We start from the raw sequence: 14,166 nt of genomic DNA, 5'->3' as shown, positions 1-14,166 counted from the left end.
CAATACTTATGGATGTTCACAAAACGACAAAGCTTGTGCATAAACAGCAACAGATCCCACAGAGCCGACGCCATGAAATGATCATCACCCTGCTCAGGCAGGAAGGCTTTGTGACCACTGAAGCTCTGGTGCAACATTTTAACGTAACGCCCCAGACCATTCGCCGGGATCTTAATGAGCTTGACCATCAAGGCAAAATTTCCCGCCATCATGGCGGGGCCGGTCTGCCCAACAGCAGTATTGAAAACACCCGGTACGGTGAACGGAAACATCACCTGAGCGCGGAAAAAGATCGAATTGCCATGATCCGGCTGGGCCATATTGCCGACATTGATACACTATTCACTGACGCACAACCTCCGATCCCCCTGATGGAGCAGCTCAAGCCTGGACAGACAACGGTGGTTGTCTGTTAACCCGGATATTTCATAAACTGCCCCGAATATCGCGAAGGACTTTGTTGCTCTAAGGGATTTTGTGAAGGAGCGCCGTACCGGGGAGTACGGTCGACTGAGCAAAACTCCCTTAGAGCGGCAAAGGACAAGCGAGATCGGGAGCACGTTTATGAAATAACCGGGTTAATAATACCAATTCCACCTTCTAAATATGAACTGCGCAGCCATTTTGAACAGCTGGATCTTCGTTGGAATTCCTCGCAATAGCCCTGCTATTACTCGTCATTCCGCCTTGCCCAGCTGTCCAAAATGACTTGCTCGATCTCATATTTAGAAGGCGGAATTGGTATAAGTTGCCTTGGGATATACTCCCCCAAATAAGCCAGCGCAGCATTGCCCCCCTCACGGGCCATAACATCCGTAATATTGCCATGTTCCTGATGGGATATTGAATAAACCTTGTCCGCTATTTGCAGCGCAATGGCAAAAATATTGAACCCGGCTGGCAGGGGTGGCAGCTGGTAATGTGCTTCGTGACATTTCCGGATTCGACAACCCAGCACATCGTCATGCTGGTAGTCAGCATGCAGCAGGGAGCCGGGCGTGTACTGCCCAAGAATCAGGTCCCGAACGTATTTGTGCTGTCGGTAGTAGCTCACATACCTGACCTGGAGTTGTCGCATGATATCTGTCCAGTGATGAATTGCACTCTCATCAAGGGGCTGATCCAGAATCGCTTCAAAATCGGTAAAAATGTCTTCCAGTAATGCTTCCAGTATTGCGTCTACCTTGGGGAAAAAGTGATAGACAGAAGATGGAGGCATCCCGGCTTTTTCCGCTACCTGGTACAGTGAAAGTTCATTAATGGCGTTCTCTTCCAACAGTTCCCGGGCAACCATGAGAATGGTACTTCTCCGCTCAAGACTTCTGGCCTGAGTCTTGCGGGATACTTTGCGCTGTTTGCTTACGACGTCTGTCATAGGAGTTCATGCATGAGGAGGGGAGTCTGGTATCGAAGTATTGTCATCCTCTTGCACCAAAGTCGCAAGAATATGCATCTCTTGAATTTGGGAACTTACTTCTGACCCGTCTGTCAAAAGCCCGTCTCTTTTTAATCATGCTAACAACTGGGGTGTTCACCTTTAATCAGGAGTTTTCATGGCTAATCCCTTTCCATCACTACCACCCGCCCCGCCCCCTGTTGTCGGCAGCTCTCCCGAAACACTGCTTTCGGCAGATCAGGGTGCCTCCTGCCCTCCGCCGGCTACAGCGTCAACCTTCGATTCCCGGAGTACCGCTATTGCCTTGTCTGAGCGCTATCAACTGCAGATACTGGGGTATTCTGAGCGGGATATTTCAGGCGCAGAAAAAGAGCTGCATGACCGGGCAATTACACCGCGGATGGATCAGATTCTTAAGGTGCTTGCCGACAAACGTGTGGATATCACCACCACATTTGCTCCCGTTACTCAGGCGATCACCGACACTCCCGGCATCAAGGCTAAAGTCTCTATGGCCAGAGAGGTCATGGAGTTCGCCAAGTCAATACATAAAGGTGTGGTGAGCGAAATTCACAAGCATTACTCATCGGCGTGGCCAGACAAACAAACAGTGGCCGAATTAGTCAGCCAGTGGCCAGAGTCCCTGCAGGAGTCGGCAACCTATATCCGCTATTACTGGCCGGTTTTGACGGTTGGCGTGAATACCAGAGAGTTGTTGTGTAACTTCAATTCTGCTGACAGCAATGTCGCTTTCTCGTATGGAGATTGTTGCCCGGGTGTTACCTGGCGCATTCGCGATGATATTCCTTTTCGTATTGAAGTTGCCGATCTAAAAGATATTGAGAAATATTCCCAAGAGAAACTTCAAAAGCTCTACGGCGAGTATTCCCGGCAAATCCAGGACCTGGTTAAAAACTATCCTGCCGATGCCAAGTCAATCAAGAGAGGCATGTATCTGAATTTTTCGGTCTTCTTCCGCCTGGTCAGTGATATCTGGCTTGACGCATTATCTTCTGGTAATACCGGAACCATGGACAGGGTCAGTCATTTGATGGTGTCGTCTACCTATTGGCTACACAGCTCATCTGATCTTTACCTGGAGCGCTACCGTGACTCACTGGATGTCCGATTAATGTATGCTCACTCGCTGAACTATGAAGATTTGTCAGCCCTGGCATTTCATCTGGTGACGCATCCCAGGAAATGGCAGGAAAACTATAAACACATTTTCCGGCAGTTGCTCAGCCATGTTTTTTCAAGTCAGGAAAGCAGGCTGATGAATCACTTTGACGATTGGGGAGCAGATCCCGTTTCGCAACTGAAAGTCAGTCGTTGGGCAGAGTCAGAGTTGATTCCGGATACCGCCAGGACCCTGCACTTTCTGAAAGATATTGCTCAATATATTGATGAGCACAAGGCCAGGTGTTTACGAGGCATGGCTTTTTCTTCGCAGAGTATCGAGTACGGAGAATACTTCGAAAAAGGTACCGGGCAGCTGTTGTCGCCCATCACTGCAACGGATCTGAGTAATTCATTTCCTCTGGAGGAAACACGGGGGGTGCTCACTGATTTTTTCAGAGGCAAAGCCTCCTAGTACATGGTTTCAATGAGTTTGACGTGTACGATCTCCGTTCACCCTGAGCGGAGTCGAAGGGTGCTAGGCACGATCTATCAGAGTCCGGAGTTTCCGCCTTTAGGCCCTATGGGTCCTTCGACAAGCTCAGGACGAACGGAGTGCGGAGGCACGACAACCCGTCAAACTCATTGAAACCATGTACTAGGATTCATGAGAGTTTAACAAGAGTTATACATGATTCATGTATGCATTCCTTCGGGGAGCAATGGGAATGAGTCCAAAAGCCCATTATTCATTTGATCAAGTAGGCAACTGTTGTTTTTACGCTTATCAGGAGTTTTCATGGCTAATCCTTTCTCATCACTACCATCCGACTCTTACCCTGTTGTCGGAGGTGCGCTCGATCCTGTACTGCTTTCGGCAGATCAGGAGGCTTCCTGCCTGCCATCGGCAACCTTTGATTCCAGAAGCACAGCTATTGACTTACCGGAGCCCGAGGACCTGCAGATGCGGGAGTTTTCCGAGCTGGATATTTCAGACACAGAACGGGATATTTCAGACGCAGAAAAGGGGCTGCATGAACGGGCAATCACACATCTGAAGGACCATATTCTCAAGGTGATCTCCGACACTCCCAGCTTCAAGGCGAAAGCCTCCATAGCCAGAGAAGTCGTGACGCTCGCCCAGTCAATACATGAATGTGTGAAAAGTGAAATAAACCTGCATCTCTACTCGGTCTGGCCAGACCTGCAAGCAGTGTCCCGGATTGTCAGCCAGTGGCCAGAGTCCCTGAAGGAGTCGGCTGCCTATGTCCGCTATGGCTGGCCGGTTTTGACGGTTGGCATGTATTCCAGACAGTTCTTGTGTGACTTCAAGTCTGCTACTGATGTCTGTCGTTTATATCGTTCTGATTACCCCCGTGCCCACCCGCGCATTCACCCTGATTTTCCCAGTATTTTTGAACATTTTGATCCAAAGGACTGTGAGGATCTTTCTCAAGAGGAATTTCAACACTATTTCGGTGAGTTTCCCCGGGAGATTCAGAACCTGATCAAAAATCCGCCTCCCGATTTTCTGCTACTCAAGCCAGGCGTATATCTGGATTATCCGGTCTTCTTCCGTCTGGCCAGGGATATATGGCTTGACGCATTACCGACTGGTAATACCGGAATCATGGACAGGGTCAGTCACTTGATGGTGTCGTTTGCCAGGCGGCAACACAGCCTCTTCGCGTATCGCCTGGATCCCTACTGGGAATCCCTGGACGACCGGCTAAGGAACATTCATTCACTGAACTATGATGATCTGTCAGTTATAGCGTTTGAGCTGGCAACGCATCCCCGGAAATGGCAGAAAAACTATCAAGTTATTTTCCGTCAGTTACTCAGCCATGGTTTTTCAAGTGAGGAAAGCCAACTGATGAACCGCTTTGACCAGTGGGGGGCGGATACCGATTCGCAACTGAAATTCAGTCACTGGGCAGAGTCAGCGTTGATTCCGCGCACCGTCATGACCCTGCACTTTCTGAGAGATATTGTGCAGTATATCGATGAGCATAAGAGTCAACATGTCAGCAACAAACCTCGTTTATCGATGGATATCGAAAGAGGAGATTACTTCGATAAAGATACCGGGCAGCTGCTGTCACCCATCATTGCAGCGGATTTGAGGAATACATCTCCCTTGGTGGAAACACGAGAGGTGCTCGCTGATTTTTTCCGTGGTAAAGCATCACAGGGTGGATCAGAAAAGCGCTAATACCCGTGAAGTTTTTGCTGAAGCTTTTCCGGTAAATACAAAGCAAGATGCCCGTGCAGCTCTCCAGCCTTCCATGGCCATTGCCGGGGTGATATTGCCAAATTCCTGGTGAGACATGGCGTACACTTTGTCGGCTTGCTGTGGTAATCATATCCCGGGCAACACTCAGTATTTTCCGGCGTCGCTCCAGGCTTCTGGCCTGCAAGCGCCTGCCCTTTGGTGTGCCAGCCTTATCACTGGCCACCTTCTCAACTGGCAAGACATCCACTTAACTTCTCCTCACTTATCTGACGTTTACTGCGCATCCATTCACCGACGCCTATCACTAGCAAAAGGCCGAGTATTGTAGATGAGGTGTGCAACAGATCATAGGGAAAATAAAAAAGAGGAAGGCAATCAACCACCAGGTCAGGGATTGAACCCCGATCGACGCTGCTGCTGCCAGACCGTCAATCGTCAGAACGGCACTGAGAGTGAACAGGGTAATATCTTTGCGAGTCAGGCGTCGGTGAATATTCATGGATCACCATGCTGGTTATGTTTTTATTGAATCATTTTTTTATTGAACACAGTGGGCCAGATCCGTCTGGCCCGATAACTGGCTTACACCGCAGGCACCTGCTGGGTAATACAGTGAATGTTACCGCCGCCAAGCAGTATCTCTCTGGCATCGACACCCACCACTTCATAGCCGGGATAGATATCTTCCAGTAATGCTTTTGCCTCTTCGTCGTATGCAGGATCCAGCAGTGGCAGAATGATCCGCCTATTGGTAATCAGGAAGTTAGCGTAGGAACCGGCCAGACGCTCACCGGCGCTGCGCTCCATGCCTTCACAGATATCAATACCACCCGCCTCATCTTCCTGAATGTAGAGTGGGCCGGGGATATGCATCTTATGAATCTTCAGCTGACGACCACGGGCGTCTGTTGCTTCGGACAGTACCCGGAAGGCTTCCTGAGAGATCTCATACTGGGGATCGTTCTCATCGCTGCACCAGGAAAGAATCACTTCACTCGGACGCACCACATGAATCAGGTTATCCACATGTCCGTTGGTTTCGTCGTTATATAGACCCCGTGGAATCCAGATCACTTTCTCGATGTTCAGGTAGTCACCAAGAATCCCTTCAATCTCAGCCTTGCTCAGATTAGGATTACGGCTTTCATGGAGCAGACACTCTTCGGTGGTAAACAGGGTGCCTTCACCATCGACATGAATGGAACCACCTTCAAGAATTAATGGTGCACGGTAATGGTCATCACGGTTGATCTCACAGATTTTCCGGGCCACCTGGTCATCCCGATCCCATGGGAAATACAGCCCGTCAACCAGGCCACCCCAGGCGTTGAATTCCCAGTCCACCCCACGACGTTCACCTTGATCATTCACCACATAACTTGGGCCAATATCACGCATCCATGAATCGTTGGTGGCCATTTCCACCACACGAATATGCTCTGGCAGCATTCTACGAGCGTTGTCGTACTGTGCGGCAGACACTGCCATGGTCACAGGTGTCACTTCGGCAATGGCTTTGGCAACATTGGCGAACACCTGCTGTGCTGGCTTACCACCGTAACGCCAGTTATCTGTCCGCTCTGGCCATGCCATCCACATTTCTGCATGGGGCTCGTGCTCACCAGGCATGCGAAAACCATCGTGTTTTGGAGTACTTTCCCGGGACTTGCTCATTTGTCTTTTCCTTACGGCTTTATTGTTACAACAATTGGGTCATTAAACATTGGATTGCTCAGGCGGTGGCCACTTGCATGCGTTTGGCTGCTGTGGCCAGTATCCATTCACCAATACCAATCGTGATGGCGATACCCAGGGCGACAGGCAGTGAGTAATTCCAGTCAACATTGCCATTGCCGATGTCCGGGAAGACAAAGAGAACAACGGCCTGAACAATAAACAGGAAGCAGATGGTGCTGAGTACGGCCTGAACGGCTATGCTTCCGGGCACCTTGTAAGGGCGTTCTCTGTCAGGGTCGCTGACACGCAGTTTGAAGAACGCCGGGAACATAAACAGATAAGGCAGCAGGAAGATGCAGGACGAGAAGGCAAAGATTGACCAGAACAGCTCGTCACTTTCACCGGAAGTCAGGCCATAGAGCAGGATAACCACGGTAGATACCATGCCGGTAATCATGTTCGCACCCACCGGGGTTTTGTGCACCGGATGCTCTTTAGCGACAAATTCCGGCAGTTCACCCGCCTGCGCAGCTTCCATGGCGGCACGGCTGGCACCCATCGTCCAGGTGGTCATATTGGCAATGAACGTCAGCAGCGCCAGAGAACCAATACCGTATACCATGAACTGGCCAAAAGCACCGTCACCAAACAGCGTTCTCAAAGTGGAGACAATACCGGCAACCAGACCAATCTCTTCTACTGGTAATGCCAGCAAAATGCCAAGGGTTCCGAAGACATAAAGTCCGGTGACAATGGCGGCGGAAATCAGAATGGATTTGGGAATATCCCGGCGTGGGTTTTTGATTTCCGAGCCCATGCAGGCAATCAGCTCAAAGCCCATCAGATTAAAGATAATGACCGGCAGGAAACCAAGGCCTGAATCAAAAGAGGGCATCATTGTGCTCAGGGTAAATTCATTGGCAACGCCGTTCTGGCTGGCATACCAGAAGCCGCCGACACCCAGAACCACAATAACAGTAACCTTGAACAGTGCCCCTAGGAGGCTGACCGAGAATAGCGCCCGTAGCGAGGATGGCAGAAAATTGAGGATAAAAAGTCGGAAATTTTTAGTGAATATTGGTTCTATTTGCTAAAAATTTCCGACTTTTTAGACCAATTTGCTGCCACCGCAGTAGGGCAGTCTATTCTCGGTCAGCCTCCTAGGTTGGTTACCCAGACACCGGCATCCACAGAGATATTACAGATCCAGATAGTCAGCCAGGTCAGGCCAATACAGATAAGGATTTGCCACCAGACGATCGATGATGGACCGATTGACGCACTGGCCGTCAGCCCGTCAACCACCAGTACAGCACAGACACTGAACAGGGTCAGGCTGGGCAGCCCCATTTTCCCCGTTGCTTCATTGGACATTATTGTTTCCCCTCTATGGCAGCTGTTGGCCGCTTATTATTCAATCCGGCAGTCAGTTACCGGGATCAGCCAGCTTTCTGAATGCGGGATCAGTCAAACATCGATTTATTTTCAGCTTTATAAACATGATAAATATCGGGATTTTATAGTGTGCTCAACGACGAGAGCACAGACGACAATAGTGCTCCTAAGCTTCAGTTTCCAAGACCTGCTGATGGAGACACCATCAGTTCCAGGAAAAGACGGATGCACTGCTCTGGGTAAACAGGGCGTGCATTGCATAAAGACCAGGAGTATTAACATGAAACTGCCATCTTCAAGCGCTACCAACCTGCACAAGCCAGAACTGAAGCACTTCCTGAAAACTCAGGATTACACCCGTAAAGATCTGGAAGGCATTCTGGAATTGATGAGCCTGCTTAAAGAAGCCCGTAAGGCCAATGCAGTGCCGCAATTGTTCAAAGGCAAGTCGGTTGCCATGATTTTTGAGCAGCCATCCACCCGTACCCGTGTTTCCTTTGAAACTGCGGCCACCATCCTTGGTGGACATGGATTGTTCCTGTCACCAAAAGATATCCACCTGGGAGCGAAAGAAAGTCTGGCAGACACTGGTCGTGTACTTTCCCGGATGTGTGACGTCATCCTGGCCCGCGTGGATGACCATAAAACGGTTGCCGGCCTGGCTGAACACGCCACTGTTCCGGTTATCAATGGTCTCTGTGACTGGCTGCACCCAACCCAGATGATGGCCGACCTGTTCACCATGATGGAACACCTGCCTGAAGGCAAGAAAATGGACGACCTGACCGTTGCCTTCGTTGGTGATGCCACTAACGTCTGCTCCGACCTGATGTTCTGCTGCACCAAATTTGGCATGCACTTCAAACACATTGGCCCTGAAAAGTATCAGGCTCCTCAGCTGTGGCAGGATATCGCCAAAGAAAACTGCGAAATCTACGGTGGTCGCCTCACCGTGACGGACGACACCAACGAAGTAGAAGACTGTGACATTATTGTTGCTGACAGCTTCTACTGGTTCGGCCAGGAAGCTGAAAAAGAAGAGCGTCTGGCTACCTTCATTCCCAACTATGTAGTGACTGAAGAGATGATGGCCAAGGCCGGTGAAAATGCCATGTTCATGCACTGCCTGCCTGCCAATGACCAGCGCGAGTGCACCAGGGAAGTCATGGATGGACCACGTTCCGTGATCTTTGACGAAGCGGAAAACCGCCTGACCGCTCAAATGGCCCTGCTGGTTTACCTGACTCATAAGCATATTGAAGTGCCAACTGAAGAAACACTGGCTTTCCATCAGGATCGTATCGAAACCTTCCTCAGCCGATTCTAATCAACCGTTTTGGTGGCCCGGCTCCGGGCTGCCATTTTTTCTCATTCAACCTCAATAAATCATAACGAGGGCTTTTATGGATAAGCCTATTCTGATGGTGCTTACTGGCGTCGTGTCGTTCCTTCACCGGCTCCGGTCAAAGTCATGGAAACGGATGCCATCAAGTGCCTTCTGGATCGCAACCATATTGTTATCTGTGGTGGCGGCGGTGGTGCCCCAGTGGTAAAAAATGGCCCGGACATTGAAGGTTTTGAGGCCGTTATCGACAAGGATGCCACAGCGCCCATGCTGGCTCAGGAAATCGGGGCTGCCGAGCTACTTATTCTGACCGACGGCGCTCATGTGTGTGTCGACTGGGGCAAGCCAAGTGAACGACCATTGACTGATGTTACTGTCGCCGAAATGAGAGGCTATGCCTTCGCTGCCGGATCCATGGGACCGAAAGTGGATGCCTGCTGTGCCTTTGCCGAGAAGACCGGAGGTGTTGGTAATATCGGTGATTTATACCATGCACTGGATGTGATGAACCGGACGACAGGCACCCGTATTCACCGTTAACTGCACAAAGCCCCAAAACTCAATTCGAAAAGGTACTGGACAGTTATACGTTTAAGTCTGTTCAGTCTTCATTTTTTGCAGGGGTGGGAACTTCCTCGAGCCTTTCAATTTCCGACCAGTCCAGAGGGGTTCGGTTGAACGGGTTCTCACCATTGATCAGATAACTCCTGACAAGGCTGTCGTAATCAACATGGGCATTACCCAGCCCAACCATTTTATCGGTTTTTCCACCAAATAAAGAGCAGTCATCAATACTGTCTACATATCTTGGATTCAGTTGATCAAAGGGCGGCACTGCCAGCGGGCGCTGAAATTTCTGCCAGGGTTCCCATTGGGCGAGAAAGGCCTCAAGCGCTGCGTCCGTACAGGTTTCTTCAATGTTGGCGCGAGCTTTTGCAATGTCCTCATCGTTAACACAAGCACAATCACGGAATAGCATATTTTGAGTTGATCCGGGAATCTTGAAGAACTTGCCTAACTCAATCCGGAACGCCAGCTCAACCTCAATCTCATCCACCCAGGTTTGTGTTTGCATATGTGATCTGGCGATTGCCTTGACCTTATCCAGAATCATCATTTGCCGAGCCAACGCCTTCAATTCAGTGGGGTCATGCTTTTCAACCGCCAGGGTTTCCGCAGAAGTCCGTAACTGCAATGTTTCCAGGTCATCCAGGGCCAGGATTACCCGGTCATCACAGGAAGTGGCCGCATCTGCAATACGATACAGGGCGTCATCCCGAACCCGCTCATTACCAGCCAGTAATGACATGACCGCCATCACCCGTTGGGCCAGAACAGGACGAGTAGCCATGTTCTGGTAATCTGCGGTGGCTGTCAGTCGCTGCAGAAATTCAATAAAGTGATCAGTCTGGGCAGGTCTGAGGACAAGCTCCGGTGTTGCAGCATCGGTTGCAGACAACTCTCCCCAAAAAGCCAGGCCTTGTTCCATACTTGAAAACTTCTGCTCAGGCTGCCTTGCCCTTCTGGAAATAGAAAAATGCATACCTTCGTGGCGCGCTCTGCGCAGGCGGTCAATGATCTCATCTGACAACCCGGTATTCTCCATTAGGACAAGACGGATCATACCCGATGAAGTTCGTCCCATCGCGGTAATGTAGTTAGGCAGGGCTGACAGGCTGGTGCAACGGTTAAGTATAATTTGCCCCCCCACGTTGAGTTTCTGCTCGGGCAGTCGCCTCAGGCCTTCACAATACGCAAGATTAATGTTTTCCCCCACGTGGAGGTCATCGGGTAGCCTCCTCAGGCCACGGCAACCGTTGAGATAAAGGTTTCTCCCCACGTAGAGGTGCTCTGACAGCTCCAACAGCGCCTCACAACGGAAAAGAGAAAGGTCGCGCCCAACGGAGAGTTTCTCGGGCAGGGTCTCCAGCTCGATGAGACCGTTAAGAATAAGACTCCCATCCACGGTGAGATTTCCGGACAGAGCCCTCAGACCTTCACATAATGAAAGGTTTAAGTCGCCCGTCACAGTGAGGTGCCTGGGCAGGGCCGCCGGGCAAAAGTCAAGGCTAAAGTCACCCTCGAGCCGGTATTGAACACCATTAGAAAAATTCTGTTGTTGAATCAGCAGCCTCAATTCAGTTGGGGTAACCGTTATTACCTCAATGGCAACACGCTCTTCCAATGATGCAGTTTCTGAAAAGTAAGAAGCTATTCCACACTGCGGGATGTAGCGTTGACTCTCTGCATTGCCATGATCAACATGTGATGATGTGGCTGCTGCAGGAGTAGCACCTGAGGCGGCTGCATTTGTATACATCATTGATCCGACGACGATGATTTATTAAAAATCAATCATAGTCGATAAATTGTGCGGGTGAGTTTTTATTGCCTCCTCTGTATGCTATGCGGTAGTTGGGATCCAGGATTCATCGGGCATTGCTGATCACCGGGAGATACAAGAAATCCATAAAAAACAATAGCAGGCACCTATTCGATTTCTTGCCAATGGCACCCAAACCTTTTCATTTAAGCTAACCCGCCCATTCCATTAGCATATTTCTCTAGGAGGCTGACCGAGAATAGACTGCCCTACTGCGGTGGCAGCAAATTGGTCTAAAAAGTCGGAAATTTTTAGCAAATAGAACCACTATTCACTAAAAATGTCCGACTTTTTATCCTCAATTTTCTGCCATCCTCGCTACGGGCGCTATTCTCGGTCAGCCTCCTAGCGCAAATCAGCACTATGCAGTAAAAATCGCAGTGACAATCTGAGGCGGTAGATAATGGAACCAATAAAAATAACATCGTTACAAGATTTAGAGCAGCTGGAAAAAGATTTTCCCTATGAAAGCCTGAGTCAGTTTGAAAGCACTTACGAAGCTATTATGACCAGCGCCCATTTGCGCCCCGGCAAAACCGCCTTATCCTTTTTTTTAAAGGGCAGTGAATACGCTTCAGCCCATACCATCACCTATGGATCATTGATTGCTCATATCAATCAGACCGCCAACTTTTTCCATTCCATTGGCCTGGGCCCGGATGATGTTGTGGCATTTATCATGCCCAATCTGCCGGAAACCCATTACATCATCTGGGGTGGTGAGGCTTGCTGTCAGGTATTGGCCATCAACCCATTATTAGAATCAGAACAAATTAAAGATCTGATCAATTCTGTCAATACGAAAGCTGTAGTTACCATGAATCCAATGAAAAACATTGATTTATGGCCCAAGCTGGAACCCATTATTCCGCAGTTGACCAGTGTCGAACATGTGATCGGTGTAGATATCGCACACTATGTACAGGGATTGACGGGGCCGATCGCCAGAATGATTCAGAGAAGGATGCGTAAATCCATTACCATGCCTGCCGGTAAAACCTATTACAACTTTACGCAAAGCATCAAAAAACAAAATGCCGATCACTTAATGTTTGATCGACAGTTCACCAAAGACACCATTTCATCCCTGTTTTGTACCGGCGGAACAACCGGTTTGCCAAAAATTGCACGTCGCACACACGCTAATGAACTGTTTAATGCCCGCTCATTGCAAATGATGAGTCAGAGCACTCTGACATCGGATAAATCCATACTGGGGGGCTTGCCCCTGTTCCATGTCAACGGTGCCCTGGTCACCGGACTGGTGCCGCTGATGATCGGGGCATCTATCGTTATCTGCACGCCACAGGGCTACCGTGGCGAAGATGTTTTTCCGAATTTCTGGGATATCATTGCGCACTTTAAAGTATCGGCATTCAGTGGTGTGCCCACGGTATACTCGACCCTGATGAACTACCCAACGAAGGGTAAAGACTTATCGTCATTAGACGCAGCCATCTGTGGCGCTGCACCATTACCCGTAGAAGTGGCCCGTTCATTTCAGGAGGCTACCGGCGTTGAAATTCTGGAAGGCTATGGATTAACAGAGGCCACATGCGCATCCAGTTTGAATTTATTGCACGGCAAGAAAAAGATCGGCTCTATTGGTATACGCATCCCCTATCAACAAATGGTTTGTGCTGAGTTAAAAGACAATAAAGTAGTACGTATTTGCGATACCGATGAAATTGGTGCACTGATCATGAGAGGGCCTAATTTATCGTTAGGTTATCAATTGGAACATCAGAATGAGGGCCTGTGGGTCACTGACGACAATGGTGACACATGGCTCAATTCCGGTGACCTGGCACGACAGGATTCCGACGGTTACTTCTGGCTGACCGGTCGTAAAAAAGAGCTGATTGTTCGGGGTGGCCATAATATTGAACCAAAACTGATTGAAGAAACCATGTGCAAGCACCCCGACGTCACTCTGGCAGCAGCTGTTGGTCGACCAGATGCCCATGCGGGTGAAGTACCGGTTTGCTATGTGCAAATCGCAGATAACAGTCAGGTTTCAGATAAAGAGCTATTAGACTTTGCCAATAGAGAAATCCAGGAAAAAGCCGCTATTCCAAAGGCCGTTCACAGGGTCAAAGAGCTGCCGCTAACTGCCATTGGCAAGGTATTTAAGCCTAAACTTGAAATGCAGGAAATTGAAAAATGCGTCATTGCCCTGGCCATGAAAGAGCTACCAACCGTGCCTGTCACAGTGGATGTCAAACAAGACCCTAAATATGGCATCCTGGCCAATGTGAATCTTGGGGAATGTGATGCAACGTCCAGGGCAGAGTTCGAAAAGACACTGGGTGTCTATACGTTTAAGTCTGCCCTTTCGTAATGGTGTTGCATTAGACTCTTGCACACCATTTCAATGAGTTTGATGTGTACAATCTCCGTCCATTTCAATGAGTTTGATGTGTACAGTCTCCGTTCACCCTGAAGCTGAGCCGAAGGGTATTGCCACAGTCTTTATTCAGGGTACGGTGTTTACGCCCTTCGTCCGTGCATCCTGAGCCGAGCCGAAGGGCGCTCAGGACGAACGGAGCTTGGGAGGCATTGATAGAAGGAAGCCATCAATTACACATGCAACCATGTACCAGCCATCTATTCAG

11 protein-coding genes and 1 pseudogene are annotated in these 14,166 nt (G+C 49.5%); 6 read left to right on the top strand and 6 right to left on the bottom strand.

Going from position 1 to position 14,166, the window contains the following annotated elements:
• Positions 1-8: 8 nt before the first annotated feature.
• Positions 9-416, top strand: a complete 408-nt coding sequence (locus ACO6UX_RS17340; protein WP_422449642.1) for a DeoR family transcriptional regulator — start codon at positions 9-11, stop codon at positions 414-416.
• A gap of 254 nt (positions 417-670) precedes the next feature.
• Here the strand turns inward: ACO6UX_RS17340 and ACO6UX_RS17335 are convergent, their stop codons facing one another.
• Positions 671-1,375 carry a TetR/AcrR family transcriptional regulator gene (locus ACO6UX_RS17335; protein ID WP_422449641.1) on the bottom strand — a complete coding sequence of 235 codons (705 nt, stop codon included), beginning with the start codon at positions 1,373-1,375 and terminating at the stop codon, positions 671-673.
• A 178-nt stretch (positions 1,376-1,553) separates the two neighbouring features.
• Here ACO6UX_RS17335 and ACO6UX_RS17330 point away from each other — a divergent pair, with 178 nt between their 5' ends.
• Positions 1,554-2,990: a hypothetical protein gene (locus ACO6UX_RS17330; RefSeq protein WP_422449640.1), complete on the top strand. Its 1,437-nt coding sequence runs from the start codon at positions 1,554-1,556 to the stop codon at positions 2,988-2,990.
• 324 nt (positions 2,991-3,314) lie between these two features.
• Complete coding sequence (locus ACO6UX_RS17325) at positions 3,315-4,730, top strand: hypothetical protein (RefSeq protein ID WP_422449639.1); 1,416 nt, start codon at positions 3,315-3,317, stop codon at positions 4,728-4,730.
• A 325-nt stretch (positions 4,731-5,055) separates the two neighbouring features.
• Here the strand turns inward: ACO6UX_RS17325 and ACO6UX_RS17320 are convergent, their stop codons facing one another.
• The 4 genes from ACO6UX_RS17320 to ACO6UX_RS17305 form a co-directional block, all read right to left on the bottom strand.
• Positions 5,056-5,250 (bottom strand): hypothetical protein, encoded by a 195-nt coding sequence (locus ACO6UX_RS17320; RefSeq protein ID WP_422449638.1) that lies wholly within the window; start codon positions 5,248-5,250, stop codon positions 5,056-5,058.
• Positions 5,251-5,333: 83 nt separating this feature from the next.
• The gene (gene aguA, locus ACO6UX_RS17315) at positions 5,334-6,425 is read right to left on the bottom strand and encodes an agmatine deiminase (protein ID WP_422449637.1); all 1,092 of its coding nucleotides are present in this window, start codon (positions 6,423-6,425) and stop codon (positions 5,334-5,336) included.
• Positions 6,426-6,483: 58 nt separating this feature from the next.
• Positions 6,484-7,398, bottom strand: a complete 915-nt coding sequence (locus tag ACO6UX_RS17310; protein ID WP_422449636.1) for an APC family permease — start codon at positions 7,396-7,398, stop codon at positions 6,484-6,486.
• 182 nt (positions 7,399-7,580) lie between these two features.
• Positions 7,581-7,802 carry a hypothetical protein gene (locus tag ACO6UX_RS17305; protein ID WP_422449635.1) on the bottom strand — a complete coding sequence of 74 codons (222 nt, stop codon included), beginning with the start codon at positions 7,800-7,802 and terminating at the stop codon, positions 7,581-7,583.
• Positions 7,803-8,103: 301 nt separating this feature from the next.
• Here ACO6UX_RS17305 and ptcA point away from each other — a divergent pair, with 301 nt between their 5' ends.
• Together ptcA and ACO6UX_RS17295 are read left to right on the top strand one after the other, a co-directional pair.
• A complete protein-coding gene (gene ptcA / locus ACO6UX_RS17300) occupies positions 8,104-9,150 on the top strand; it encodes a putrescine carbamoyltransferase (RefSeq protein WP_422449634.1) in 1,047 nt (348 codons plus the stop codon).
• Positions 9,151-9,282: 132 nt separating this feature from the next.
• Positions 9,283-9,708, top strand: a pseudogene (locus ACO6UX_RS17295) (carbamate kinase); the annotation flags it as partial.
• A gap of 61 nt (positions 9,709-9,769) precedes the next feature.
• Here ACO6UX_RS17295 and ACO6UX_RS17290 read toward each other — a convergent pair.
• On the bottom strand, positions 9,770-11,491 hold the full coding sequence (locus ACO6UX_RS17290; RefSeq protein WP_422449633.1) for an NEL-type E3 ubiquitin ligase domain-containing protein: 1,722 nt from the start codon (positions 11,489-11,491) through the stop codon (positions 9,770-9,772).
• A 463-nt stretch (positions 11,492-11,954) separates the two neighbouring features.
• Between ACO6UX_RS17290 and ACO6UX_RS17285 the strand changes: the two genes are divergently transcribed.
• Complete coding sequence (locus ACO6UX_RS17285; protein ID WP_422449632.1) at positions 11,955-13,892, top strand: acyl-CoA synthetase; 1,938 nt, start codon at positions 11,955-11,957, stop codon at positions 13,890-13,892.
• Positions 13,893-14,166: the final 274 nt, after the last annotated feature.

It is taken from the genome of Endozoicomonas sp. ALB091, from assembly GCF_049310265.1.
Taxonomy (GTDB): Bacteria; Pseudomonadota; Gammaproteobacteria; order Pseudomonadales; family Endozoicomonadaceae; genus Endozoicomonas.
This window is presented reverse-complemented; position numbering and strand designations above follow the sequence as displayed.